Annotated in this window: 22 protein-coding genes and 4 tRNA genes; 16 read left to right on the top strand and 10 right to left on the bottom strand. The window is 49.4% G+C overall.

All coding sequences use genetic code 11. The features are described 5' to 3' along the window. The first annotated feature begins 24 nt into the window (after positions 1–24). Together NQF64_RS03920 and NQF64_RS03915 are read left to right on the top strand one after the other, a co-directional pair. Positions 25–639: a hypothetical protein gene (locus tag NQF64_RS03920; RefSeq protein WP_266106505.1), complete on the top strand. Its 615-nt coding sequence runs from the start codon at positions 25–27 to the stop codon at positions 637–639. Position 640: 1 nt separating this feature from the next. Beyond that, positions 641–1744, top strand: a complete 1104-nt coding sequence (locus NQF64_RS03915) for a glycosyltransferase (RefSeq protein ID WP_266106504.1) — start codon at positions 641–643, stop codon at positions 1742–1744. A 17-nt stretch (positions 1745–1761) separates the two neighbouring features. On the opposite strand, the gene NQF64_RS03910 is transcribed toward NQF64_RS03915, so the two are convergent. Further along, positions 1762–2301, bottom strand: coding sequence for a hypothetical protein (locus NQF64_RS03910; RefSeq protein ID WP_099027222.1), 540 nt, complete (start codon positions 2299–2301; stop codon positions 1762–1764). 226 nt (positions 2302–2527) lie between these two features. On the opposite strand from NQF64_RS03910, the gene ispH reads away from it, so the two are divergent. From ispH to NQF64_RS03870, 8 genes are all read left to right on the top strand, one after another. Beyond that, the gene (gene ispH, locus NQF64_RS03905) at positions 2528–3550 is read left to right on the top strand and encodes a 4-hydroxy-3-methylbut-2-enyl diphosphate reductase (RefSeq protein ID WP_099027221.1); all 1023 of its coding nucleotides are present in this window, start codon (positions 2528–2530) and stop codon (positions 3548–3550) included. A 6-nt stretch (positions 3551–3556) separates the two neighbouring features. Further along, positions 3557–4510, top strand: a complete 954-nt coding sequence (locus tag NQF64_RS03900; protein ID WP_266106503.1) for a homoserine kinase — start codon at positions 3557–3559, stop codon at positions 4508–4510. Beyond that, complete coding sequence (gene rnhA / locus NQF64_RS03895; RefSeq protein WP_266106502.1) at positions 4500–4988, top strand: ribonuclease HI; 489 nt, start codon at positions 4500–4502, stop codon at positions 4986–4988. Before NQF64_RS03900 ends, rnhA begins: the two co-directional genes overlap by 11 nt. Positions 4989–5072: 84 nt before the next feature. Next, positions 5073–5148, top strand: a tRNA-Asn gene (locus tag NQF64_RS03890). A 132-nt stretch (positions 5149–5280) separates the two neighbouring features. Then, positions 5281–5356, top strand: a tRNA-Asn gene (locus tag NQF64_RS03885). Between the two features lie 146 nt (positions 5357–5502). Next, positions 5503–6018: a xanthine phosphoribosyltransferase gene (gene gpt / locus NQF64_RS03880; protein WP_266106501.1), complete on the top strand. Its 516-nt coding sequence runs from the start codon at positions 5503–5505 to the stop codon at positions 6016–6018. 81 nt (positions 6019–6099) lie between these two features. Continuing rightward, a tRNA-Pro gene (locus NQF64_RS03875) sits at positions 6100–6176 on the top strand. A gap of 20 nt (positions 6177–6196) precedes the next feature. Then, positions 6197–6273: transfer RNA gene (locus NQF64_RS03870), tRNA-Arg, on the top strand. A gap of 56 nt (positions 6274–6329) precedes the next feature. On the opposite strand, the gene NQF64_RS03865 is transcribed toward NQF64_RS03870, so the two are convergent. Both NQF64_RS03865 and NQF64_RS03860 read right to left on the bottom strand, forming a co-directional pair. Beyond that, positions 6330–7364 (bottom strand): glycosyltransferase family 32 protein, encoded by a 1035-nt coding sequence (locus tag NQF64_RS03865; RefSeq protein WP_266106500.1) that lies wholly within the window; start codon positions 7362–7364, stop codon positions 6330–6332. A gap of 17 nt (positions 7365–7381) precedes the next feature. Then, on the bottom strand, positions 7382–7903 hold the full coding sequence (locus tag NQF64_RS03860) for a hypothetical protein (protein WP_143813654.1): 522 nt from the start codon (positions 7901–7903) through the stop codon (positions 7382–7384). 273 nt (positions 7904–8176) lie between these two features. Here NQF64_RS03860 and NQF64_RS03855 point away from each other — a divergent pair, with 273 nt between their 5' ends. The 4 genes from NQF64_RS03855 to NQF64_RS03840 all read left to right on the top strand — a co-directional run bounded on the left by NQF64_RS03855 (position 8177) and on the right by NQF64_RS03840 (position 12525). Beyond that, positions 8177–9943: an HAD-IIIC family phosphatase gene (locus NQF64_RS03855; RefSeq protein ID WP_266106499.1), complete on the top strand. Its 1767-nt coding sequence runs from the start codon at positions 8177–8179 to the stop codon at positions 9941–9943. A gap of 263 nt (positions 9944–10206) precedes the next feature. Further along, positions 10207–10722: a hypothetical protein gene (locus NQF64_RS03850; protein ID WP_266106498.1), complete on the top strand. Its 516-nt coding sequence runs from the start codon at positions 10207–10209 to the stop codon at positions 10720–10722. 4 nt (positions 10723–10726) lie between these two features. After that, positions 10727–11770, top strand: a complete 1044-nt coding sequence (locus NQF64_RS03845) for a glycosyltransferase family 32 protein (RefSeq protein WP_266106497.1) — start codon at positions 10727–10729, stop codon at positions 11768–11770. A 113-nt stretch (positions 11771–11883) separates the two neighbouring features. Then, positions 11884–12525, top strand: a complete 642-nt coding sequence (locus NQF64_RS03840; RefSeq protein ID WP_099027212.1) for a hypothetical protein — start codon at positions 11884–11886, stop codon at positions 12523–12525. A gap of 68 nt (positions 12526–12593) precedes the next feature. On the opposite strand, the gene NQF64_RS03835 is transcribed toward NQF64_RS03840, so the two are convergent. Beyond that, on the bottom strand, positions 12594–13487 hold the full coding sequence (locus NQF64_RS03835; RefSeq protein ID WP_099027211.1) for a glycosyltransferase family 8 protein: 894 nt from the start codon (positions 13485–13487) through the stop codon (positions 12594–12596). Between the two features lie 84 nt (positions 13488–13571). Here NQF64_RS03835 and NQF64_RS03830 point away from each other — a divergent pair, with 84 nt between their 5' ends. Further along, positions 13572–15503, top strand: coding sequence for a glycosyltransferase family 2 protein (locus NQF64_RS03830; RefSeq protein ID WP_266106496.1), 1932 nt, complete (start codon positions 13572–13574; stop codon positions 15501–15503). A gap of 58 nt (positions 15504–15561) precedes the next feature. Here the strand turns inward: NQF64_RS03830 and glf are convergent, their stop codons facing one another. Both glf and NQF64_RS03820 read right to left on the bottom strand, forming a co-directional pair. Next, positions 15562–16716: a UDP-galactopyranose mutase gene (gene glf / locus NQF64_RS03825; RefSeq protein WP_099027209.1), complete on the bottom strand. Its 1155-nt coding sequence runs from the start codon at positions 16714–16716 to the stop codon at positions 15562–15564. A 104-nt stretch (positions 16717–16820) separates the two neighbouring features. Then, positions 16821–17732, bottom strand: coding sequence for a glycosyltransferase family 8 protein (locus NQF64_RS03820; protein WP_099027208.1), 912 nt, complete (start codon positions 17730–17732; stop codon positions 16821–16823). A 209-nt stretch (positions 17733–17941) separates the two neighbouring features. On the opposite strand from NQF64_RS03820, the gene NQF64_RS03815 reads away from it, so the two are divergent. After that, positions 17942–19411, top strand: coding sequence for a glucoamylase family protein (locus NQF64_RS03815; protein WP_407651793.1), 1470 nt, complete (start codon positions 17942–17944; stop codon positions 19409–19411). A gap of 1 nt (position 19412) precedes the next feature. On the opposite strand, the gene NQF64_RS03810 is transcribed toward NQF64_RS03815, so the two are convergent. Genes NQF64_RS03810 through recN form a run of 4 tightly spaced genes read right to left on the bottom strand, consistent with a single transcriptional unit; the run spans position 19413 to position 25167 of the window. Further along, positions 19413–19991 (bottom strand): isochorismatase family protein, encoded by a 579-nt coding sequence (locus NQF64_RS03810; RefSeq protein ID WP_266106495.1) that lies wholly within the window; start codon positions 19989–19991, stop codon positions 19413–19415. After that, complete coding sequence (locus NQF64_RS03805) at positions 19988–21349, bottom strand: hemolysin family protein (RefSeq protein ID WP_099027206.1); 1362 nt, start codon at positions 21347–21349, stop codon at positions 19988–19990. Before NQF64_RS03805 ends, NQF64_RS03810 begins: the two co-directional genes overlap by 4 nt. Before the next feature lie 9 nt (positions 21350–21358). Next, on the bottom strand, positions 21359–23434 hold the full coding sequence (ligA, locus tag NQF64_RS03800) for an NAD-dependent DNA ligase LigA (protein WP_266106494.1): 2076 nt from the start codon (positions 23432–23434) through the stop codon (positions 21359–21361). Then, entirely contained in the window at positions 23431–25167 is a 1737-nt protein-coding gene (gene recN / locus NQF64_RS03795) for a DNA repair protein RecN (protein ID WP_266106493.1), read from the bottom strand. The genes ligA and recN overlap by 4 nt, the downstream gene beginning before the upstream one ends. Positions 25168–25253: the final 86 nt, after the last annotated feature.

The following is a 25253-nucleotide window of genomic DNA, read 5'->3' as shown; positions in this document are numbered from 1 at the left end:
ATCGTATAACTTTATTGAAGATTGTTGAAATTACAGACAATGCAGGATGAATCGTATCTAACCGAGCATTCTCTCCGTGAAGCGTTGGAGAGAATGGGGATGGGTAATGACACTGTGTCACCGTCTCAACCGAGAATGGTTGGTAATCGGCAGCAAAATAGTGGTGCGTCAGGGCGTGTTCCCTTTAGGGGGCGGGTAAACCAGCAGACAACAACGCGTCGTCGCCGTTTTGCAGGGGACGATACAGTGGTTGTGGAACATCAGACCCTCGCACGCCCAGGGCAGAAGCGGAACGTAAACCGTATTGCTGCGACAATCGAGGTGGGGCAGGAGCAAGAGCGGTTAAAGCAGAGCTTGCAGCGGGAGAGACGCCGATCGCACGATGCAGAGGCCGAGTTAGCTATTCTGGGGGATCGTGTCCGTACGGCGACAACGCAAATAACGCATTTGCGTTTGCAGGTTGATGAAGGCAAGAAGCTGATACAACAGCGTGATGAAGAGATTTTGTGCCTTAGGTCGGAGTTGCACCAGTTGCGTGGGCAACAGCGTAAAAAGTCTGCTTCGGCTACAAAGGTGAAAGCGGCGTCTGTTGAGGCGGATGAATCCAACCAAAAACCAGTACAGTGGTGGAAGGATTAGAGTGCACAATGCCCGACATGGGGGAGGCGGATGGGTTACGGCGCGTCCGTTGAAGATTGTCCATGTCGGGGATTTCTTTTTTAGTTTGAAGAGAAACGCCCCTAGCCAGTTTAGTGTGGGGGGTAAGCTTTCTCACGGGTTAGTCCGCAACGGGCATCACGTTATTGATCTCTCCTACCGCGATGTTGCGCGTGCGGGGGGATGGTTTGGCAGCCGCAAATTAGGGCGGCGGTATTTATGGCGTGCGTTGAAGGAATTCCTCGCGCTAAGTGCGCCGGACCTTCTTTTATTAGGTCATGGCTATATGATTCCCCCTGCTGTCATTGCGGAGATACGCCGCCAGCAGCCAGGAATGCTCATCGTACAATGGAATATTGATGCGTTATTTGTCCCTGATAATGTGCGGGATTTTGCTGCCCGGCATCAGGTGGTGGATGCTAGTTTCATCTCCACGGCGGGGCCGATTGTGCGTGAGATTATAGGAGAAGGCGGGCGTGTTTATTTTCTGCCTAATCCAGTAGATGCGAGTGTAGAGCGTGGTCAGGCTTTTGCGCGTCAAAATATAGAAGCGGACCTTTTTTACTCTTGCGGTAATCCAGCGCGCGAGCGGCTCATTTGTGGGCAGAGCTGGGAGATGAACCAGTTTTGTCAGATGTTAGAGGGGACATTGCCGCCCACTATGCGCTATGCGTATGCAGGGGTACGCGGGCAGCCTTATGTGAGCGGGCCTGCTTACGCTGCGTTACTAGAGCAGAGCGCGATGGGCCTTAATATTAGCCGCCGGGCGGATTATCATCTTTATAGTTCAGATCGTCTTGCACAGATGGTCGGTAATGGACAGCTTGTATTTATGGAGCGACAAACAGGCTATGATTGCCTTTTTTCTGAGCGAGAGATGGGGTTTTTTAGTACAATAGATGAGCTTAGTGAGGCTATCTGTTTCTTCCATCAACATCCCAAAAGCCGCCAAGATGTCGCTCGGGCGGGGTGGCAGCGTTATCATCAACTCTTTAATGAACGTGCCGTGGCTGATTACCTCATTGGCCAGACATTCGGCACGCTCTCTGATGATGATCATACATGGCGGCAGTTTACCGCGATATAGGGGGGTAGCGCCGCTCGTTATTGCACATGTTCTTGGAATTGAGCTGCGCGTAAATGGGTCCGATTATAATCTAATTCATCATGGTTTAGCTGCAAGCCGATCTCCATAGAGTAAGGGCTGATCTGCGGATTATTGCCCGTTGGGATATCAATAAAACGCAACGGCGTATTAACCTGTGTGATGGAGAGCGCAGGTGTTAATTTTAGCGTCTCGGTGAAGATTTTTTTATCTACAATCTTTCCATCTTGTAGGATGGCCACAAAATACGGGATGGTTACGGTATCGCCTTTTGCGGCGGGACCACGCTCTAGTTGGAGGTTCAAGCTAAGACGTACACGGGTAAGGGGGCGTTTTTGCTCATCTTGCGGGCCGGTACGACAATCACCTTGCACAGCTAATATATGTGTTGAGGTGAGCCTGTGTGCAGCATCCAGCCCTTTGCCATCATAAGTAATGAGGTCCGCTAAGGGGCCGGGCACATCAAATTTGGGGCATGCTGGGGCGAAGGTATGTGTGGTATCAGCACCTTCGCAGCCGGTAAGAAAACTAATGAGCATGAGGGCACCGAAACCCCCCATCAAGCGGGAGAATATAGGGGAAGAGGGAGAGAATGCGGGCATCGGACTCAGAAAACTCCATAGAAAATGGGCGTAGGACATTGCAGCAGACGGCAATACGGACGATATAAGGGCCCAAAGGTGATGCTTTATATGCTATATCTTTGTATGAGGTATTGCCGAACCGTTCAATATCGTATCGTTTATCGCCTGCCTGGGGAAGATTATGTCAGAACAGACGACACCTGTAACCGCCAACTCTGCTAACCCCGGAGCAGATTCGCCGACCTCTCGGCCCAAGTTAAAGATTCTACTCGCAGGCCCGCGAGGCTTTTGTGCGGGGGTGGATCGGGCTATTCGTGTGGTGGAAGAGGCTTTGCGTCGCTACGGCGCGCCTGTTTATGTCCGCCATGAGATTGTTCATAACCGCACGGTTGTAGAAGGTCTGGAAGCCAAAGGGGCCATTTTTGTAGAGGAGCTAGATGAAGTTCCTGAAGATGGTCATGTAGTGTTCTCCGCCCATGGTGTGCCGAAATCCGTGCCAGCGGAGGCGCAGCGGCGTAACCTTTTATATTTGGATGCCACATGCCCGCTTGTCTCTAAAGTCCATCGGGAGGCAGAGCGTCACTTTGCCGGTGGTGGGCCAGAGCAGCGTCATATTTTGATGATTGGCCATGCAGGCCACCCCGAAGTTGTGGGAACAATGGGGCAGCTCCCTCCCGGAGCCGTCACCTTGATTAATGATGCGCGTGAGGCTGCTGAGGTTCAGCCGAAGGATGTGGACCGCCTCGCCTTCATTACTCAAACAACGCTCTCAGTTGATGATACAGCGGAGATTGTTGATATTCTGCGCACGCGTTTCCCTAATATTGTGGGGCCGCGGCGGGAAGATATTTGTTACGCCACGACGAATCGCCAAATGGCGGTTAAGGAGCTGGCTGCGGAATGTGATTTGGTGATTGTTATTGGCTCGCCCAACTCCTCCAATTCGCAACGGCTGCGCGAAGTGGCAGAACGCTCTCTTGCAAAGCGTGCCCTCTTGGTGCCGAAAGTCTCCGACATGGATTGGAGCGAATTAGATGGCGTCAAAACATTAGGGATGAGTGCCGGGGCTTCCGCACCGGAGAGCTTGGTGCAGGAGATGATAGAGGAGCTTTCCGCTCGCTATGATGTCACTATTGAGGAGCGCATTGTGAAGGAGGAGAACATCAATTTCCGCTTGCCACAGCCTCTGGCGGATGCGGTCTAAAGCCTTATGGCCGTTTATACGGAGTTAGATGAGGAGGTCTTACGGGACTTCCTCTCCCTTTACGCTATAGGGGACTTGCACTCCTTCGTTGGAATTGCGGAAGGTGTTGAAAATAGCAATTTCTTGCTCAAGACAACGCAGGGCCGCTTTATCCTAACCCTCTTTGAAAAACGCATGAACCCGCAAGAATTGCCGTGGTTCTTGGGGTTGATGGGTCATTTAGCGCAGCATGATATTGCGTGCCCTCAACCTATCATGGCGCGGGATGGCCGCGTATTGCGGCAATTAGCGGGTAAGCCTGCTGTGATTGTTAGCTTCCTTGAGGGGCACGCACGGGAGGAGATTACACCAGCGGCGTGTGCGCAAGTGGGACAGGCTTTGGCGCGTTTGCATCAGGCCGGGCAAAGCTATAAGGCGGAACGTCCCAACGCCCTTGGGCCACAGGGATGGCAGAGCGTATTTGCAAGTTGCACTGATGGTGGTGATGAGGCTGTAGCAACCCTTATTGCAGAGACAAAAGGGGCTCTCGTTGAGGTCATTAAGGCATGGCCAACGCAAGACCATTTACCACGTGGGCAGATTCATGCTGATTTATTCGTAGATAATGTCTTTTTTGAAGGAGAGATATTATCCGGCATTATCGACTTCTACTTCGCTTGTACGGACTTCCTCGCTTATGACCTCGCTATTTGTGTAAATGCGTGGTGCTTTAAAGCCGAGCAGGATTATCAACCCGACCGGGCAGAGGCTCTTTTACAAGGTTACGAGCAGATTCGCCCCCTAAGTGATGCAGAGCGGGCGGCTTTGCCGGTCTTATGCCAAGGGGCGGCGTTACGGTTTTTGCTCACACGTCTTTATGACTGGGTTCATACCCCAGCCGGGGCGTTGGTGACGCGTAAAGACCCATGGGCGTATCAGCGGCGGTTGCATCATTTCCAAAAGGTGCCGCATGTCCCCTAATGCTGAGGCAGAAGATACCCCCACTATGGAGGTCGATATTTGGACCGATGGCGGGTGTAAACCCAACCCCGGCCCTGGGGGATGGGGCGTGCTTTTGCGCTATCAAGGGCATGAAAAGGAAATGAAAGGCGGCGAAGCGGAGACGACCAATAATCGTATGGAACTTACCGCTGCCGCTATGGCTTTGGAGGCCCTAAAGCGACCTTGTATCGTGAATCTTTATACCGATAGTGCTTATTTGCAGAATGGCATAACGCGTTGGCATACAGGGTGGGTACGTCGTAACTGGCGCAATGCATCAGGTGACCCGGTAGCGAATATGGATTTATGGCGGCGCATTTTAGACGTTGCGAAACGCCATAAAATAGAATGGCATTGGGTGAAGGCTCATGCAGGGCTAGAGGAAAATGAGCGCGTTGACCAATTAGCAACAGAGGGGCGGGAAGAGCTGGAGAGGGGCCATTCTGCTGCGTCTTAATTGTTGTTGAGTGTTTTCTTGAGGAAGAAACGTATTATAGGGCTTTACCCATAGGCTGAGTTTCGCTAGATAAGCCCTAGCTGATCCCGAATAGCTCAGTTGGTAGAGCAAGCGACTGTTAATCGCTGGGTCGTAGGTTCGAGTCCTACTTCGGGAGCCAGCTTTTTTTAAGTAAGTCCGGCCTTTTAAGGGGCGGGCTTTTTTTGTGCTTAAAGCTGCGAAAGTTTTTTCATCATTGTGAAAAAAAGCCTTTACCCATTCGGGGAGTTTGGGTAGATAAGCTCCCAGCTGATCCCGAATAGCTCAGTTGGTAGAGCAAGCGACTGTTAATCGCTGGGTCGTAGGTTCGAGTCCTACTTCGGGAGCCAGCCTTTTTAAGTAAGTCCGGCCTTTTGGGGTGCGGGCTTTTTTTATATGTTCGCTAAATTATGTGATCCACCAGTTCTACCCTCCCGTACAATGCAGTATGAGGGAATGACCATCGAGGATAGCCATAAGGAAGGCATTAACCAGCATGACGGGCGTAGCGCAGACACAAGGCTCTCAGAACATTAAATACGCAACGGTTACATGGGACCAGCTGCATCGTGATGCGCGCCTGCTCGCAGCGGAGTTGATGCGGCAATATAGGCCGTTTCGTGGTATCGTAGCGATTACACGAGGGGGGCTAATTCCTGCTGCAATTTTAGGGCGGGAGTTGGGCTGCCGATTGATCGAGACGGTCTCGGTTGTGAGTTATGAAGGAGAAGAGGGCACCCAGCAGGAGCCTAAACTGCTTAAAGAGGCAGACGCGGCTGGAGACGGGGAGGGGTTTCTTATTGTGGATGACCTTGTCGATTCTGGTGTGACAGCGCGTTATGTGCGGGAGATGCTGCCTAAGGCGGTATTTGCTTGCCTTTATGCCAAACCCGATGGGCGGCCTTATACGGATCATTTTGTAACGGAAGTTGCACAAGATACATGGGTATTGTTCCCCTGGGATATGGCCCCGCAATTTGTGCCGCCCCTTAGCCGTGGAGCCGTTGTATAATTTTATGAAAAAACTCACCTGTTTGGGGTGAAACCCCCTTGCCTGAAAGGGCAAGGCCCTTTAAGAAGTAGCTCACGTCGTCGGGGCGTGGCGCAGCCTGGTAGCGCGCCTGTTTTGGGTACAGGAGGCCCCCGGTTCGAGTCCGGGCGCCCCGACCACGTTACACAGCAAAGGCAGAGCGCCCTTAGCTCAGCTGGATAGAGCAACAGCCTTCTAAGCTGTGGGTCGCTGGTTCGAATCCAGCAGGGCGCACCATCATATATTGTGGCTTGGTGCGCAATTTTTAGCTTGAAGTCTCATTTCTTCTGTAATTACGGTAACGTCTCTGGCTCGATAATGAGCGGTGTATCTTGGCGCGTATAATGTGTTGGCCCAATTTTGGCGTAATGAGCTTCGTGAGAGAAGATATTATACTCAACCCCGCTGGTTAGCGCATGGAAGAGCCGTGCATTTTGCGGTGTGCGATAGCTGTGGAGAATACGGGAATATATAATAGGCCCTGTGGTCAGGAACGTCCCTTGCAGGCCCACACTATGAATAAAGGGATCATAGAGTTTAATATTGCATAATGTTTGATGAATAATACGTCGTAGTAAAGGGTGCCCTGCTGCGTAGATGAGGAAGAATTGTTGATATTCTCCCGCATATTTAACATGCTGAATCTCGGGATATTCCGTACCCACACGCGGCCAGAAGGATAATAAGGCTGTATCGTCAGGCCGAATGATTGTGTGCAGCGGGACGACGATTGTCGATTTAAGGTCCAGATACACACCGCCGAGCTGGTAGAGGCATAGGTAACGGAAAAGATCAGCCCGTGCGGCCCCATAACGGGGATTTATTGCATTATAATAGCGTAAAACATCGTCGCCATAATGCTCCGCTATAAAATCATGAATAGCGCGGCCGCCTTGGTCGGACCAATAGCAGAAGTCATAATCTGGGTTGAGAAGAATCAAATTATCACGATTATGCCGAAATGATTCGGGGAATTCAGCCTCTTTGCCTGTTTGATGAATATATTTCGCAATGGTCGTGGCTGGTTCTATAACGGGGGGAGGTGGTGGGAGTATAGTAGGGTCAATGATGCGCACATAACTATCTGCATGGAGCGGATCGCTATGATGGGTCATGGACATATCAGGATGTAGAATGAGATTCCCTTGCTCTGGATGGGTAAAAACATATTGGTTGTTACCCATGTTTTTGAGCACATAGCCATGATGTGTCATGTCCCCTTCAGAGGCAGGGGGAAGGGCGTTCTCATCGCTATAAGCGCAAACATGCTGTTGGCTTAGCCCTTGTGGAGTACAGGCAATATAGGTGTTAAGACGGCTAAGAAACATGACGTAGGCCCATCAGTTTATGGTTTGACCGAGCGACAAAATAAGGTGAAGTGGCTGACAGACTCATTGTCATAATTTGTAAAAGAGATTGTGTGGTCTTCGCCTTCTTTTATAGAGGATAAAGCAGCTAGGCTGGGTAGGTTGTCGTAAAGATTAATCACGACCTCCCCAATGCGCCCACCACCTGGCTTATTGTCGCTAGGAGGCAAAAAGCTGAAATGCCCTACCTGCTTAGATGATGCTTCGGCCGTAATATGGCTCATATCAGGGTCACTGATGAGGGCTAAACCTTGTAACATGCGCTCTGTCACGGGGAGAAATTGCTCCCACGCATTGACGCCAGTTACAAAGCCGAGATCATCAGAGCGTGGGTTAATGCTGAGAAACTCGTTTGCGTCTTTTTTTTGTAATTTAACTAAGCCTCTGCGGATTTTTTTCATAATGAGAGGTTCGACAGGGAGCTGTTCTCCGTTAAGATTCCACCATGTGAGGTCTGCTTGTGGCGGGAGAGGAAAGGGAGAGGGAATAAAGCCGTTCATAAGTGTCCCTTGGAAAGGAGTACGTATAAGGCGGCTCTGAGAGGGGGCATAGCTAATGATGTGCCCAAAGCAATCGAAGAACCAAACTCTCTCAAAAAAAGGTAAATCTCGCTCAATCATCGAGGAACTATAGAACTTTTTGTGATTTTTTATAAGATTATTTCCTCATTCTTGAGAAAAAGTTTATAGTGCACAGAATGTAAAAACTGTAACGTGTTAACCATAGAGAAAAGAGGATGTATTCCTCCTTTGATAGCTGATTAAGGTGTGTGGATGAGTGAAGCCGTTAGATTGCTAATATGGGATATGGATGAGACCTTTTGGAAAGGAACGCTCGCTGAAGAAGGAATCATCGCTGAGAGTAATGCCGCTGCTATCGTACGGACCTTAACGGAACGCGGTATTTTAAATTCTATTTGTTCGAAGAACGATTTCGAGGCCGTAAAAGCCGAGCTTGAAGCCATGGAGATATGGGATCATTTTGTGTTCCCTAGTATCGATTGGAGCAGCAAAGGCAAACGCGTTGCTGAAATTATTCAGAAGATGCAACTTCGGCCGGAAACGGTCATGTTTATTGATGACAACCCCACAAACCGCGAGGAGGTGCGCCAAACCTGTCCTGGTATCCAAGTGGAGGATGAAACATTTGTAGAGCGTATATTAGAGTCTGACCTCTTTAAGGGGAAAGATGATAAAGAGAAAAAACGCCTTAAACAATATAAACTACAAGAGCAGAAATATAAAGATCGTAATGAAAGTGGTGATGCTGCGCTTGATGATTATGATTTTTTGCGGAAGAGCAATATACAAGTTGAAATTATTTACGATTTAACGGAGCATAAAGAGCGCGTTGCAGAATTACTAAATCGAACGAATCAGCTTAACTTTACAAAAAAGAGGCTTTCAGAAGATAAAGTTGAGGCTCTTTATGATGTTGAGCGGATGATCGAACATACAGGGACGTTCAACCATATGGCGGTCGTCCGTGTGAGAGATAATTATGGTGATTATGGCATCGTTGGTTTTTTCCACGTTGTGCAGAATGCCACGGATAATTTTCTCGTTCATTTCTGTTTTTCGTGCCGTACCCTTGGGATGCATATTGAGACATGGGTGTACCGCTATCTTGGTGAGCCATATTTAGAGGTCCAAGGGGAGGTGGCAAACGACCCGACTACAGACACAGCTCCGGTAGATTGGGTGCAGCTTACCTCTTTTGATGAAGAGGGCGAGGCTGTGCCTCTACAGCAGGCCGATTATCCTATCCTTATGGGGGGTGGTTGTGATGTTGATTCTATTCGGCATTATGTAAAAGATTGCTCGAGCGATATCACCGTTTTTACGAATACGGTGCGTAATGGTTTTTTGATTCGGCGGGACCATTCCTCCATGGTGCGTATCAGTGTGGAGGGAGGGGAGCGTGAGCATACCGCTCTGAGGCAATGTGGTTATAAGGCGGAAGATTTTTTCCCTTCTTTGCGACCTTTAGAAGAGGCCCCATGGGGGTTGGTGGTGTTTAGCTTTTGGGCAGATGCGGGCTTCCAAATTTACCGTTTGCCAGATAGTGAACATACAGCGACTTATTGCCCTCCGCAGGTAGCGTATGGGAATTTTCAGCAATTTTATGAAGATGATTTTTTAAGAATGGGCGGTCCACGCTCGGAGTTACGCTATTACCGTTTTGCGAAGGCTAATTTGCGTCCCTTAGGCGTGATTGACGAGGAACGACATAAGGAAAATTTGCGGGCAATTTTGCGGAAGGTTCCCGCACATTGTGATGTTGTGTTGTTTACACTTCCCTCTAAAGTGCCTGATCTATACCCTGAGTCCGGCATATTAGAACGGCATGCGACGGTGGCTTTTTGGCAGTATGAAGTATCGGAGGAATTTCCTAACGTACGGTGTGTAAATTTTGATCAGTTTATTCATTCTTTGGAAGAAGCTCACACATACGATCATTTCGGTCGTGTAGTATATCTTAGAGCGGGGCAATACCTGAAGGATCTGTATCAGAGAAAGGTGCGTGAATTGGAAGAATAACATCTTAAAAAGATATAAATATTAAGATTGAGTTCCTTTGTAAGGTTGTTTTTATCTTCTAACCTTGTGTTCTTTTACATATAAGAGCATAGTGAGGCACGATAGGTGAGGGGCAGGGATTGTAAATGGCTGTCAAAAATTCTTTTTTGTACTCGTTCGAGAAGGTTTGGTTTCTTGATGGTTACGGGCATATGTTGTGTTACGAGCCGTATAGGCGGGGCTTGGCGCGGGTTCCTTTATTAGGAATGTTGTTGAAGGGATTTGTGGCGTTGCCCTATCCATTGCCGGTCTCTTCTGTTCCAACATGGTGGGGGAACTCCGGTGTGCCGTTAGAGGTGCCTGCCCTTGTGTTAAACACCGAGGATAGCGGCCTTGTGACATTGCAGGATGAGGCCGGGGCGTATCTTTCTATTGATGTGCGTAATAATCACACTCTTTTTGTTGGTGCTGCCAATGAGTGGGAGCGTTTTTTGCCTATTACGCATGATATGTTTCAAGGTCTCATCCTTATGACGGACCCTGATATCGGTGAGGTTCATCTATCATCGACAGGTCAGAGAATTAAACAATTAGAGTTCCCTCAAGCCGGCGCAGCAGAATTGTATACGGCATTATTGGGAACATTACGCATTGATTTAATGAAGAGTCGGCAAGCTCTTGCAGCCTTGGGACGGTTAGGCGTTCATGATGTCATGACGTTGTCTTTGCCTTTGCATAATAGCGAGTCGTGTTGTGAGATAACGGCAACCCGTTTGAAACCGATCGTGGGGGAGGGTTGAGGATATGTTTGTTGGCTATTTGGGTACTTATATTGCCTCGTGCGATGGGATGATTGTGCAGCGGCATTTATGTTCTTGGTTTGATAAGGATGAGGTAAAGCCGTTAACGGAGGAAGAATTACGCGAGAGGGGCTATGTCCGTCAGGATGTAGCCTCACAGCGCTATGTTTTTCGGCATGAGGAGAAGGGATTCCTCTCCTTTGGCTATGATATGAGCATCGAGCATGTTACTGGCCCTGGTAAGAGTGCGATTTTTCAAAAGATTGATCCATCTATTCTACCTGACCCAGTGCCAGAACGTCCGCTAAATGCGGGGATCGAGAAGAATATTCATCAAATTGGCATCGGTTTTGGAGAGCCTGGCACTTATCCTGAAGTTTTCCGTGATAATCGCGCACAATTGCTCCATTTAAATGCTGAATATGAATATTTTTATTGGTCTGATGGTGGTTTTTTTGACATTAAAAAGTTCATTTTAGATCATTATAGCGAAGAAGTTTACAGCTATTATCAGGCCATCCACCCAGATTATGGTGCTGCTAAAGCGGACCTCTTCCGTTATTTGTGTATTTATGCGATTGGGGGCGTCTATGTGGATTTAAAGACGGCCATTGCCACGCCATTAAGCATAATTACACGGCCTGATGATCGTTTTTTAGTATCGCATTGGTGGCATGCAGCGCGCCAACATCCTGAAGTCCAGCATATGACCTACGGGGAGTATGAGCAATATTACCTTATATGTGCGTCTGGACATCCGACTATGCGGCGCATTATCCACCAGGTGATGTGTCTTTTGCGTGTTTATCAACCTGATATGCAGGGTAGCGGGCGGCATGGGACGCTATTGGTGACAGGGCCGATTGTGTATTCTCGCATGATTGAAGCTTATGGAAATGAGGGGCCAATCCGTCATATTCATAGTTTAAGTAATGGTGTGGAATATACAACGCTTGACGACAAGGGCGGTCACGAGCAGCATACGGGGGGACGCGTACATTATGCTTCTTCGTCGGCGCCTATCGTGTCGGATACTAGTGTTTTATGAGTAGATTGATAGCGTGCATCTTTTTTTGATGTTTCGTTAGGATTCTGGTAGGACTTGATAAGAGAGTATATGCTAAGTGAGGCATATACTCATTCCCTTTGGAGGAAAAATTTATGCCTGATTTTGATGCCCTGCAACGTATATGGCTTTTGGACTGGTTTGGTCATGTGGTGAATTATGATGGGGACCGGAAGGAGCTACGGCGTCAGTTTTTAACGCCGTGTGAATATCCTGACCTTTTTATGATTTCGTCTTGGCCAGTGCAGACGCCGTCGCGTGTGATGCTGCGTCGGACATCTTCTATCCCTCAGGGTTTGCCAGAAGCGCAGTTTGTCGAAGCAGGGAAGCATATTGTTGGGCTTCAAACGCAGGGGGCTGCGGGGACCTTTTTGTCCATCAACCCAAGCAATGAGGATATGCATTGGTATGCCGGCTATTTGTTGGATTGGGAACGCTTCATTCCTTTAACTAAGCCAATGATGGATGCTTTTTCCATTTTTCTAGATGGTTCTCTGGCAGAGCTTAAGATTAATGGTAAGCCAGTGAGTGGTTTGGCCTGGCCGGATGTTTCTCAGAATATTGGGAACTTTTTCTGGTTAGGGGGACAGAAAGTCGCGCTTTCTAGAAACCTAGAGAAATTGGCTGAAATTGGCGAGATTCCGGCTGGTAAGTCTGTTGATGTATTATTGCTCAGCCCAGAGAGTGACCAAGTAAAACTAACCGTGACACGCTCTAATGTACCATTAGAGGATTGAGACTTTATAAAGTAAGACGCTTTATTAGAGGTCAAAAAAATCCCCGGAGTTGATCCGGGGATTTTTTATTAGAAATACTGCATAACTCGTTCTAGAGTTCTGCGGTAATCATCTGTGAAGGGGCCGTCCCAGCCATTCCACGGCTTTGGGAAGCCTGTGTAGTGAATCGCAAAAGGATCCTTCAGGGTTTCACGATATAAGTCCCTCCAATGGGGGGGGAGATTTTCACTCGCTTCCTCACAGCCTGGCCCCCAGCAAACATCCCAATTGGGATGAATAAAGCAAACATGGCCGTAAAAGACGCGGTTGAGAATATCTTGGTCCATCATCCAAAAAAGAGTGCCGCATAGGGTGCCACACTCCCGCACTTGGTGCTCGGTAATTTTATCGATGTTGATGACCAACACGCCGCCTTGGAAATAATCGTCGGAGTTTTGAACACCCAAAGCGCCCCGGTGATAATCGATAAGAGGGGGCCCCCCGGCGACCTCTTTGGGAAGGCGGAATCCATTATGTTGAGCGGGAATCATAAGGAGGTCCCGCGTAGCGCCGATCTGCGCGTCCTTATGAATGGAGTAGAAAAGCCCGCTTGGGCAACGACGCATAAAAATATCAGAATCGAGGTAAATAACGCGCGGAAAGTTGTGAAGAACTTCTGGAATAGCCAAACGATAAAAAGTAGGACGAGACGCATGTCCTAAGTATGAGGGGTTGTTTTTATTCATCCATTCGCTAATATCGACAAAATGGATTTCCGAACGAGGCGAGTTAAAGAGGCGGCGGCCAATGTCCTGTGTCTCTTTTGACATGCCTTCATGGAATAAATAAAACGCCAGTCGGACACCAGGAAGAATATTGTCTAACCCGGATTGTATGGTAGTATAGGCGTATGGTGCGAAGTTTTCGCTTAGTCCCAAAACAATGGGGATGGTGCCTGCTGGAGGTAAAGGTAATGTTTGCATAGGCGAACAATATCAATACCTGATAAGGGTGCCAAGATAAAAAAATGAGATCGGTGTAGTGAAAATGCAGAAGGGTTGTCAGGCATGAATGCAGACCGGGGAAGTTTTTTTTATTTGGAAACTGCCCACGGAGGCTGGTTGGCCGTAAGGCAGAAGGATGGTGCTGTTTGCCATGTACGTAGTGATGAGATGACCTCGCGCGCGGAAGATGGCACGTCGGTATATCGTCCGTTGTTATGTGTGGTCTTCCCGCAGTGGCCTGATTACGCATTTTTGACGGCGGAGCCTCCCGAGGAAGTGGAGGCATCCCCCTCCGTTTTATGGATAGACCAGTTCCTCTATAAGGGCACAGTGATCCCCTTCCGGCGTATTAAGACGGTGGAAAGTGGAGAATATGCCGGGTTGGAAAGTGTTTTTGTGCAGGAGCGCTTTTGCACAACCCATGCTTGGTCCTACGCTAAGGGTGTAAATTATTTACTGGGTGATTGTGTGCAGATGAAGGGATGGGAGCAATTCCATTTCTGCCCAGTAGAACCACCAGAAGGCGCCTTATTACATTTAGGGCGAGAATTTGCAGGGCATTTTCAACGCACGATCAGCCCTGAGGGCCTGCGTGCTTTGATTCTCAATTATGAGGGGCATTATCTCCAGCATGTTTTAGACGGGCTTTTCCCTTTTATACGTACGCGGGATCTGAAAGCCTTCGCAGCTTTGTTGTTTAAGGACAAGGCGTTATTAGATGCGTTAAGTCGGAAAGTAAGAGATGTTTTTTGGCTAGATGCGATTAATAGCTTAGTTGCTTGGCAGGATGGTGGACGGCCAGCGGCGCATGGTTCGCTGCTTTGTGATGCAGCGAATATACGCTTGACATACGGCGTAGTAGGATCCCCCGAGGGGTTCTTGCATATGTTGTTACAATATATGCGAGGCCACATTACCCCTCGGAAGAAAGTATGTCTCCTCTCTACCGTGCGTAATGAAGGTATCTATTTACTGGAATGGATCGCTTACCATAGGAATATGGGGGTCGAGCATTTTTTCATCTATAGTAATGATAATGATGATCAGTCGGATATTCTTTTAAAAACTCTGCATGATGAAGGTATTATCACCTATATTGATAACAAGGTGTCTTTAGGGGATTCAGCGCAGCTTAAGGCTTATGGTCATGCGCTGAACATCCTACCGGATATTTTGGATTATGAGTGGAGCTTTATCCTCGATGGTGATGAGTTTATTACACTCTCGCCTATGTTTGATAAGGTGCAGGATTATCTAAGAGGGATGGAGCGTTGGGATACGGACGCCATCGCTTTAAACTGGCAGTTCATTTCATCTGAAGTGAATCAAAATGGTTTTGCCGACCTGACCGTCCCGCTGACACAACGTAATCGGGTTATTGTCTCTCATGGTCGTGTGGGAGAGGGGTGGCGGTTAGTGAAGTCTGTCTGTCGTCCGCAGAAGGTTTTACAATCGCGTCCGCATAATCCCCTTTGGTGGTACGGGGACTCCTTTACATATAGATTAGCAAATGGCGGATTGCATGAATATCGTAATCCACCACCTGGCATTGGGCGTGATCCTGCTTTCTCTGATCATGGCTATTTTGATAAGATCTATATATCGCACTACTACTTTAAATCCATTGTAGAATGGATATGGAAATATGCCCGTAATAGTGGATTGGATGGTGCTATTTCTTTCGGTGTAGAGCGTTATGCGGATTATTGGGCTAATTCTTATATTACCCAGCTTGAGGATACCTCTACCGCTGTTAATGAGAATGTTCTGCTGCGTGAGCTGGCAACGCAAAGGGAGTTAGACCGTTTGCGGAGTATCCCTGCCGTACGTGAGGCAGAAAATACTGTACGGCGCGCGTGGGAAGAGCGTTTAAATTACCTTTTGGATATGATTGCTGAGGCTGACGTTGCTTCTCGCTTGCGGGAGGAATGGCGGTATATTTTTGATACCATTCCCACAGAGCGGATGGGGAATTTACCCTTGCATGTTCAATAAGATGAAAATGTATGACCAGGGGATATAGAGGAATTTTGAGCCTCTGTATTTTCTCTGGTCAACTGGATGTGTGGAAGAAGCTTGGGATTGGGGTGTCTGTTTTAAGGGCATGATCAATAACTGAACATGCTTTGAGGGCCTCGTGTATGGTTACATCCATATCGAGGTAACGATAGGTCCCTAGCCGTCCTAAGAAAGAGACATGGGGAGTTGCTTCAGCGCGTTGGATATAGGTGGTGAGCATGGCGTCTTGCTGGGCTAATCTTATGGGGTAATAGGGTATGTCTTTCTCTTGGGCGAGGCGGCTATATTCCCGAAACCAGATTGTTTTTTCTAAGTGAGGTGCCTCCCATGGTGTAAAATGTTTATGTTCGGCGATGCGGGTGTAAGGGATATTTTCATCACAATAGTTAATAACGGCTGTGCCTTGGTAATCACCGTGGCCTTCCTGCTTTTCAAAATCTAATGTGCGGTAGGGTAGATGGCCATAAGCATAGTTAAAGTAACGGTCAATCGGTCCTGTATAGAAGATGTGGTCAAAAGCCTCTTTAAAAGGGAGTTCTTCAAACTTTGTATTGAGTTTGATGTCTATAGGAAGGTTTAAGAGCATAGATTCAACGAGGGCTGTATATCCTTTTTCGGGGATGCCCTGGTAAGGATGGCTAAAGTAATTATCATCGTAATTGAATCGAACAGGTAGTCTCTTTAGAATAGAAGCAGGGAGTTTTTTTGGGTCCATGCCCCATTGTTTACGTGTATAGCCTTGGAAGAAGGCGTAATATAGGTCCTTTCCAATCATAGAAAGAGCTTGTTCTTCAAAATTAGAAGGGTTTTTGATTGTTTTGTCAGAGATGGCATAAATAAATTCCTCAGCCTCGCGAGGATTCATAGTTTTTTTATAAAAGTGATTAATAGTCATTAAATTGATAGGAAGGGAAAAAATCTGATTTTGTGAGACCGCCTTAACGCGGTTAATATAAGGGCGGAATGTGCCAAATTGCGTTATGAACTCCCAAACATGGTGATGGGCTGTATGAAAGATATGCGGGCCGTAATGGTGTAGCATAATATGGCTGCTAGGATCACGTGATGTATGGCAGTTACCTGCGAGATGTGGGCGCTCATCTAGCAGGAGAACGTCATGGCCTTGTAGGGCGAGATGTCGGCTAATGATGGCCCCACTAAAACCAGCACCGATAATACAAAATTTCATTATTTACCTTTTATAAATATAAAACATTTTATTGAATGTAATTCATATAATCATTCATGAAAATAGGAAATTTAGTATTTTAATTGTGCATTAAATATTGTTTTTTATTTTGGGGGTACGCTATCCCATAGGGAACCACATAAGATTTCTGCTGCTAAGGGGGCAAGACGCTTTTGTAGTGCGTGCCATGTACTTTCATATTCGGGGTAATAGGTAAGAAGGCGGTATTCTGGTTGTTGCTGCCAAGGTTTGCTTGGTCCCGCAAAATGGCAAATGGCAGCATTCTGCCGTCCTTCGATGAGGTCTGACTGAAAAGACTGGCGGAACTCTTCTGGGGGAAGATGCATATATTCTATATTGACGTTCCATTTACTGGGAAAAAGATGCAGAGAATCTTGGAAAAGATAATTTAAAATAGATTCATCATGTGATTGCCATTGATTTTTTATCAATTCAATGCAGTGTTTTGCTTCTTCGGTAGTAATGTTTTTTGTATTAAAGAGGACGACACCACTATTAAAGTAGTTTTCATAATGTCTTATTTGAAGGGTGTTTCTTGTATAATCCTCAAAGCCCCATATATGACTTGTATGTAGATGACTATGATATGTATCCTTAACAGCGCCTATTTTTTTGTCATTAGGCATAGCATCAATCATTGTGAGAATATCATCACGAATGAAAAGGTCAGAATCTAAGAAAAGAGCTTGGTCGTAAGAGGCGAAATATTTAGGGATTAAGAGCGGGAAGAAAACTTCTTTGGGATGCCTAGGGTCGTGCGTGGGGATATTGTAACCCTCGAATGCAGTGCTGCATTTAATGAAAGTGACAAGCGGCCCGCAAGAGTGGATAAATTTCTCAATAAGATGCATAACGTAAGGGTTAAGTGCATCATAGAAAATAAAAAATTCGATACGGCGTAGGTCAGAGCAATGCTGTATAAGTGAATATATTGTTGTCAAAGCAGGTAAGGTAAAATCTTGGTTGAATGCAAGAATAATAGGTATAGAGTTCATTGTTGTAGAATCTATTAGGACGTTAACCGTTCCTTTGTTGTATAAAAAAAATGATATTAGAGCTATAAGAATTTTTTATCTCATATTATGAATTAATTATTAAAGATAAAACTTCAAAAAAAGGAATTCACAATGGTGATAATTGTCATGTAAGCTGTAAATCATTCCTTGGGGTTGGAATGAGAGAGTCTAATGGAGGGATAGTTTCCATGGCATGTTGGCATAATAAGATTTTTTCATCTTCTTGGCGTATATTGCGTATCCTTCCGCTTGCCATTGTGGGGATGGGGGGCATATTGCCTATCTCTTCTTATGCGACCGCGCAAACTGTAATTTATAAAACGTCAACTTCCCTTTCTGCTCATGATATTTTCCTTGAGGATGTGGAGCATCGTACGTTCAATTGGTTTTGGGAGACGGCGAATCCGCGCAATGGGTTGGTGCCAGACCGTGCGCCTTTGCCGCATGGGGCAGCGAGTATTGCCAGTGTTGGCTTTGGTTTGACAGCTTATGGCATTGGTGTGGAGCGCGGCTATATCACACGGGCGCAGGCTGTGGAGCGCAGTTTGGTCACGCTGCGTTTTCTTCTCTCTTTACCGCAAGGGCGCGCGGTGAATGGGACGGCGGGGTATCGTGGGTTTTTCTACCATTTCTTAGATTCTGAGACCGGTTTGCGCGTGGCAGATTGGTCGGAACTTTCGAGTATTGATACGGCCTTATTGATGGCTGGGGTGTTATTCACTCAGTCTTATTATGATGGACATAATGCTGATGAGCGTGAGATTCGGGCATTAGCGGATAAGCTTTATCGCCGTGTGAATTGGCGTTGGATGACAGGCGGTAAAAGCTCTTGGTTGAGCATGGGGTGGATGCCGCCTGATAAGTTCCTCTCTGCGGAATGGAAAGGCTATAATGAGGGGCTGATGCTGTATGTTATGGCGTTAGGGGCCCCATCTCATGCTCTGCCAGCGGGAATATGGGACCGTTGGACGGAGACGCATAAAGGACAGCAAGGGGAGTTTTACGGGCATCATCTCCTTAATTTCGCGCCATTATTTGGGCATCAATATAGCGAATCGTGGGTCGATTTCCGTGATATTCGCGATAAAGCGAGCCGTGAGCGCGGGTATGATTACTTCCAGAATAGTCGTGAGGCTGTTTATGCGCAGCGGGATTATGCCGTGCATAATCCGGGCCATTGGCGGGGATATGATGAGAATATCTGGGGCTTAACGGCCTCCGATGGGCCGGGTGAGGCTGAGCGTGAGGTCGATGGGCAGAAGCGGCATTTTATGGCTTATAGTGCCCGTGGGGCGGGGCGCGATTATGTCTTAGATGATGGTACGATTGCCCCAACGGCCATAGGTGGGTCCGTTGCGTTTGCGCCGGAAATTACGCTGCCTGCGCTAAAAGCGATGAAGGAACGTTACGGGGAGCGGATTTATAATCAATATGGTTTTTTGGATGCGTTTAACCCAAGTTTTGAGACGAAGGATGGGTTCTGGGTGGATGAGCAGCAGCTTGGTATTGATCAAGGGCCAATTTTGCTGATGATTGAGAATCTACGCAGCGGCTTTGTATGGAAGGTGATGCGGAAGAACCGTTATATCCGTGCAGGGTTGGAGAAAGCCGGATTTACGGGGGGATGGCTCTCGAAGCCGCAAGAGACGATGCCGTGAATTAGGGGTTGCTGATATGAATCTGCTCACGCTTGGCTTTTGCGAAAAATTCAGACGTGATGTTGATGCCCGCAGAGGCGTGTTGGAGGATGGTGGTGGTAAAGCCATCCTGCACGGCGTGGCGCGCGCTTGCGAGCACGCAGACATCCAACGCTACACCGCAGAGAAAGACGCGGGATACGCCTAAGCCTTTGAGCAGGGCGGTTAGCCCGGTGGATGTGCCTGCATCATCGTAAAAGGCGGAGTTGGAGTCTGCTCCCAATGCTGTGCCTTTGCGGATGATATGGGTTATAGGGTTGTGGTTTAACCCATCCACAAAGGCGGCACCGTGGCTGCCTGCGAGGCAATGGATAGGCCAAGGCCCGCCTTGTTGGGTGAAGGAGCAATGGCCTGCCGGGTGCCAGTCCTGCGTAGCGATGACGGCACGAAAGCCAAGCTTTGTTAGCTGATTGATATGAGGGATGAGCCTATCTCCATCGGAGACAGGTAAGGCCCCACCGGGCATGAAGTCCCGCTGCATATCGATAATGAGCAGCGCATCTTGGGCCGTGCCGTACGGTGTGGCAAGAGAGGGCGTCATGGAATGGCCTTCTTCATCCGTGTGACGAGGAGCTGATTGATGCGGAATCGCTCGACATCGACTACCTCAAAGCGGAACCCTGCAACCTCAATACGATCAGCCTTGCGGGCCATACGGCGGAGGCGGTGGATGACAAAGCCGCCGATTGTATCAAACTCGGCATGGTCAAGAATGAGAGGAATATCAAGCTCCCGCACGACATCAAGAACAGGGGCTGCCCCGTCAATGAGCCAAGAATCATCATCACGGCGGACGATGGCTTGTTCCTCAAATGGGTTAGCAAGCCCATCCATGAGCGCACCCATAATATCCTTATAGGTGATGAGGCCAACAACTAACCCATATTCGTTAAAGATGAGCGCAAAACCTGCCCCATGTGTATCGAACTGCGCGAGCGTCTCCCAAAGATTAAGCGTATCGGGCAGGGAGAGAACATCACGCCGCATGTTGAAGATTTGTTTGGGAGGGGCTTTTTGAGGGTTTGTCAGAGTGGCGGGTTCATCCACCACAGCGACGAGAACATCTTCAGCCCGAATAGAGCCGATAACTTGGTCTAACGAGCCATTACATAAAGGATAGCGCGAGTAAGGTCGGACACGGACTTTATCGCGTTGGCTCTCCAAGCTTTCATTGACATCAAGATAGACGATTTCATCACGCGGGGTCATGGCGGAGGTCACAGAGCGTGTCTGTAAGGCCATGACATTTTGAATCATTTGATGTTCTTGCTCTAGCAACACGCCAGAGGCTGTACCTGCGGCCAGAATGGCGCGGAGGTCCTCCGGTGTGACAGGCTCTACCGTGGCGGTAGCAGGGATGCGCAGGAGTTTTAAGATGAGGTCTGCAATATGCGAAAAGACCCACACAGCCGGGTAAAGCAATTTTAGGACAAGGGCGGGGAACCATCCAACAGCGAGGGCGATTTTATCCGGGGCGTTCATCGCTGTGCGTTTGGGCAGGAGGTCCGCAAAGAGGACGAATAGCCCAGTGACGAGGATAAAGGAGCTGAAGGAGCCTATTTTCTCCGCTAAAGGGGCGGCCATGCCTAGCGCACAAAGCCCATCGGCAAAGGGGTCGGTAAGGAGGGCATCACCAATCACACCGCCGAGAATCCCAACCGCGTTGAGGCAGATTTGGATAGCCGTCATCACTTGTCCGCTATTGCGGCGGAGGCGAAGGAAGGCGCGGGCGCGTTTATCCCCAGCCTCGGCTAGGGCACGCATACGCGTCTCGCGCGCCGCAGCGAAGGAAATCTCCGAAAGGGAGATGAGGACGGACACCCCAATAAGCAGCACAATAGCGATGAGGCCGGTTGTGAGCATCAGGAGGGGATGGTGGGTTGGTGATATAGTGGGCATGGATTGTCTCTACACGTCTCCTGCTAACCCGGCAATCGCGCGCCATTCGGCTTCGTTAACAGTGCGGATGTTAAGCTCATGGGCCTTTTTGGCTTTAGAGCCTGCTTTTTCACCCAAAACAACCAGCGTGGTGCGGCGCGAGACGCTATCTGTTACTTGCGCGCCAAGACGCTCGGCAATGGCTTTGGCTTCCGGGCGGGACATCGTGGTGAGGGAGCCAGTAAAGACCATAATCTCCCCTGTTAAAGGGGCATCGTCCCCTTCACCGCGGGTGGGGGTGGTTTCCTCTGAGATGGTGAGGGCGGGGGTGAGGTCATTTAAGGCCTCTTGATTATGCTCTTCCTCAAAGAAATTGGCGATTTCTTCTGCAATGGCGGGGCCGATGCCCATAATGGCACTAAGATGAGCGCGCTCTTCGCTATCAGGCTGTTGCGCGGCCATCATAGCTTTATGCCATATGGGGTAGCTGTGATAATGGCGGGCCAGAAGTTGGGCGTTACGTTCCCCAATACGCCGGATGCCAAGGGCGTAGATGAACCGCGCAAAGCTGATGGTGCGGCGGGCTTCAATCGCGTTAAGGAGGTTTTCGACCGATTGTGGCCCCCAGCCTTCTAACTTTTGGAGGCGGTCTTTATGCTCATATAGGCGGAAGATGTCCCCGGGGCGGCGAACAAGACCGAGCTCGTAAAAGCTGCGAATGCTGCGTTCGCCAAGGCCATCAATATCAAAGGCCTTGCGAGAGACAAAGTGAATGAGTCGCTCGACCGTTTGAGCGGGGCAGGTAAGGCCACCGCTGCATCGGCGTACGGCTTCATCACCTATACGTTCGGCATGGGCGTGGCAGACGGGGCAGTGGTCGGGGAAGTGGAAAGGCGGGGCACGGTTTGGACGCTCTGCATCCATAACGCGCACGATTTGGGGAATGACATCCCCTGCGCGTTGAATTTGGACGAGGTCACCGGGGCGGGCATCAAGGCGGCGGATTTCATCCTCATTATGCAAGGTAGCCCGCGAGACGATGACCCCACCAACATTGATAGGCTCTAAATGCGCCACGGGGGTGAGGGCCCCTGTACGGCCGACTTGGACCTCAATATCATTAAGGCGGGTGATGGCTTGTTCGGCAGGGAACTTCCACGCAATCGCCCAGCGAGGCGCACGGCCTACAAAGCCGAGCCGTGTTTGGAGGGCGATATCGTCAAGTTTAAAAACGATGCCATCAATATCATAATCAAGGTCAGGCCGTGCCGCAGCAAGCTCTGCCACATAAGCGGGGACATCACTGGCATGATGGATGGTGCGGGAGAGGGGATTAACGCTGAAGCCCCACGATTTTAGCTGATCGAGCCATTCTGTATGGGTGGTGACATCAAGCCCCGTATTATAGCCCATCCCATAAGCAAAAAGCCCTAAAGGACGGCGCGCGGTAATAGAAGCATCTAATTGGCGGAGGGACCCAGCAGCGGCATTGCGTGGGTTGGCGAAGGGCTTCTCACCGCGTTCTTCTTGTTGTTTATTGAGGGCGAGAAAGGCCGCGCGGCTCATAAAGATTTCGCCCCGGATTTCGATAACAGCAGGATAAGGGGCGGGGAGCTGTTGTGGGATTGTGCTGATGGTACGGATATTGGCTGTAACATCCTCCCCAACCGTGCCATCGCCGCGGGTGGTGGCGACTGTAAGGTGGCCATCTTCATAGGTTAGGTTGATGGAAAGCCCATCAATTTTAGGCTCTGCAATGAAGATGAGGGCATCAGTTTGGCTATTATCAAGCCCTAAAAAACGGCCAATCTTGCTGATGAAATGGGCGAAGTCTTCCTCATTAAAAACATTATCGAGCGAGAGCATAGGCGCGCGATGCTCGACCTTGCCGAAGGCAGGGTTAGGGGCAGCCCCGATCTGGGCAGAGGCACCATCTTTTCGTTTTAATTCGGGGTGGCGAGCCTCTAGCATGACAAGCTCTAGCCGGGTTTGGTCATAAAGAGCATCGGAGACTTCCGGCGCGTCATGGCCATGATACGCCTCATTCCATCGGGCGATTTTGGCTTCAAGCTCTGCGTGACGTTGGGCCGGGGTTTGGGTGGTCATGGTTTTGTGGGTCCCAAAAGGCTATCGGCCGCCGCACGGGCGGCATCGGTAACGGTAGTGCCCGCAAGCATACGGGCGAGTTCTTCCCGGCGTTCTTCCTCACTGAGGAGGGTTGCGCTGGTTTGCGTGTGGTTTTGCTTTACATGCTTGGCAATGCGGAGTTGATAATCCCCACGAGAGGCAACTTGCGGGCTATGGGTGATGGCCAGCACCTGCACATCCTGCGCTACGCGATGAAGTCGCTCGCCAATGGCTGAGGCCGTGGCCCCGCCCACGCCGGAATCAACTTCATCAAATACGAGCGTTGTAAGGGAGGACCGCCCCGCGAGTACGACTTTAAGAGCGAGCATAAGGCGGGAGAGTTCTCCCCCAGAGGCGACCTTGCCAAGTGGGCCGGGGGGTTGTCCGGGGTTAGCGGCAATGAGGAAGGCGACCTGCTCCATCCCATGGCGGTTCCATTGCTCTGGTGCGAGGGAGGAGAGTTCTACAATAAAGCGGGCGCGTTCTAATTTGAGGGGGGCTAATTCCGCCATGACGCGTTTTTCAATCTGGCGGGCGGCTTTTTCCCTAGCGGTGCTAAGCTCTTGCGCTGCGGCCTCATAAGCGGCGCGCTTTTGGTGTACTTGTTCTTCTAATTTTGTGAGAGCCTCTGTGCTGGACTCAATCGAGGCGAGGCGTTGATTGATATTGTCCAGAAAATTGGGGAGTTCGCTAACACTTATCTTATGTTTGCGGGCTTCAGCGCGAAGGGTAAAGAGCCGCCCTTCAGTCTCTTCTAAGAGGCGTGAATCCATGGTGGTATCTACCGCGAGGCGGGAGAGGAGGGTTTCGGCCTCAGCGAGATATTCTTCGGCTTTTTCTAGCGCGGTGAGAGCATCTTGCGCTTGCTCTTGCTGAGCAGAGGGAATCTCCTGTGCAGTGGCTTGTTCCCGATCTAAAGGGGAGGGTAAGAGGCGAGAGAGCGCACGATTAGCCGCACGCAGGGCATTGGCTGGCGTGGCTGAGCGGCGGTCCCGCGGGGTGAGTTCACCCAAAGCAGCGGCTACGGCCTCGCCCCGCCGTTCATCTTGTTGGAGTTTAACGCGGAGAGCGGCGAGTTCTTCCTCCTCGCCTTCTTGGGGAGCGAGGGCGGTGAGGTCCTCTGCAATTTGGCGGAGCCAGTCCTCCTCTTGGGTGGCCTCCTCTATCTCTTTGCGAGCGGTCTTTAGGGAACGGAGGGCATTTTGCCATTCATCCCACGTTTTGGCGACCTTTTGGCATAAGGTGGTAGGAACGCCGAATGCATCTAATAATGATTGATGAGCCGCTTGATTCGCCAGCCCCATTTGTTCATGCTGGCCTTGAATCTCCACCAGTAAGGCGGCAACATCCCGCAAAATAGTGATGCCGACTGGTTGGTCACAAATATAAGCGCGGGAGCGTCCCTCTTGCGTGACAATACGGCGGAGGACGATAGGCTCGCCTTCCTCAATAGAGGCAATGTCTTTTTGGCGGAGGAGGGCATAAGCGGGATGGTCAGCGGGGAGCTCAAACACGGCGGTAACGCTGCTTTGCTCTGCCCCAGAGCGGATGATGCGGCTATTGGTCCGCTCCCCCAAAGCAAGGCCTAAACTATCGAGCAAGATGGATTTACCGGCCCCGGTTTCCCCCGTTAGGACGGTTAGCCCCGCATGGAAGGGGAGGTCCAGTTTCTCGATTAAGACAACATCACGGATGGAGAGATGTGTCAGCATAATGCAGCCTCCAGAACTCGGCCAAGATGGCGTATTGCTGCCGTGGTGTTTAAATGATGCAATGTCAAATATATGAGAAGAAAAGG

Source organism: Bombella saccharophila (assembly GCF_026385475.1).
GTDB lineage: Bacteria > Pseudomonadota > Alphaproteobacteria > Acetobacterales > Acetobacteraceae > Bombella > Bombella saccharophila.
Note: the sequence above shows the minus strand (reverse complement) of the source record. Positions and strands in the feature narration are given on the sequence as shown.

Excerpts from the sequence above, each read along its gene's own strand:
- NQF64_RS03805 (WP_099027206.1), bottom strand. The coding sequence starts at position 21,349 with ATGCCCACTATATCACCAACCCACCATCCCCTCCTGATGCTCACAACC.
- NQF64_RS03840 (WP_099027212.1), top strand. The coding sequence starts at position 11,884 with ATGCCTGATTTTGATGCCCTGCAACGTATATGGCTTTTGGACTGGTTT.
- recN (WP_266106493.1), bottom strand. The coding sequence starts at position 25,167 with ATGCTGACACATCTCTCCATCCGTGATGTTGTCTTAATCGAGAAACTG.
- NQF64_RS03820 (WP_099027208.1), bottom strand. The coding sequence starts at position 17,732 with ATGAACTCTATACCTATTATTCTTGCATTCAACCAAGATTTTACCTTA.
- NQF64_RS03835 (WP_099027211.1), bottom strand. The coding sequence starts at position 13,487 with ATGCAAACATTACCTTTACCTCCAGCAGGCACCATCCCCATTGTTTTG.
- gpt (WP_266106501.1), top strand. The coding sequence starts at position 5,503 with ATGACGGGCGTAGCGCAGACACAAGGCTCTCAGAACATTAAATACGCA.
- NQF64_RS03855 (WP_266106499.1), top strand. The coding sequence starts at position 8,177 with ATGAGTGAAGCCGTTAGATTGCTAATATGGGATATGGATGAGACCTTT.
- NQF64_RS03860 (WP_143813654.1), bottom strand. The coding sequence starts at position 7,903 with ATGAACGGCTTTATTCCCTCTCCCTTTCCTCTCCCGCCACAAGCAGAC.
- NQF64_RS03815 (WP_407651793.1), top strand. The coding sequence starts at position 17,942 with ATGGCATGTTGGCATAATAAGATTTTTTCATCTTCTTGGCGTATATTG.
- NQF64_RS03900 (WP_266106503.1), top strand. The coding sequence starts at position 3,557 with ATGGCCGTTTATACGGAGTTAGATGAGGAGGTCTTACGGGACTTCCTC.
- NQF64_RS03910 (WP_099027222.1), bottom strand. The coding sequence starts at position 2,301 with ATGCTCATTAGTTTTCTTACCGGCTGCGAAGGTGCTGATACCACACAT.
- rnhA (WP_266106502.1), top strand. The coding sequence starts at position 4,500 with ATGTCCCCTAATGCTGAGGCAGAAGATACCCCCACTATGGAGGTCGAT.
- NQF64_RS03865 (WP_266106500.1), bottom strand. The coding sequence starts at position 7,364 with ATGTTTCTTAGCCGTCTTAACACCTATATTGCCTGTACTCCACAAGGG.
- NQF64_RS03810 (WP_266106495.1), bottom strand. The coding sequence starts at position 19,991 with ATGACGCCCTCTCTTGCCACACCGTACGGCACGGCCCAAGATGCGCTG.
- NQF64_RS03845 (WP_266106497.1), top strand. The coding sequence starts at position 10,727 with ATGTTTGTTGGCTATTTGGGTACTTATATTGCCTCGTGCGATGGGATG.
- ligA (WP_266106494.1), bottom strand. The coding sequence starts at position 23,434 with ATGACCACCCAAACCCCGGCCCAACGTCACGCAGAGCTTGAAGCCAAA.
- ispH (WP_099027221.1), top strand. The coding sequence starts at position 2,528 with ATGTCAGAACAGACGACACCTGTAACCGCCAACTCTGCTAACCCCGGA.
- NQF64_RS03830 (WP_266106496.1), top strand. The coding sequence starts at position 13,572 with ATGAATGCAGACCGGGGAAGTTTTTTTTATTTGGAAACTGCCCACGGA.
- glf (WP_099027209.1), bottom strand. The coding sequence starts at position 16,716 with ATGAAATTTTGTATTATCGGTGCTGGTTTTAGTGGGGCCATCATTAGC.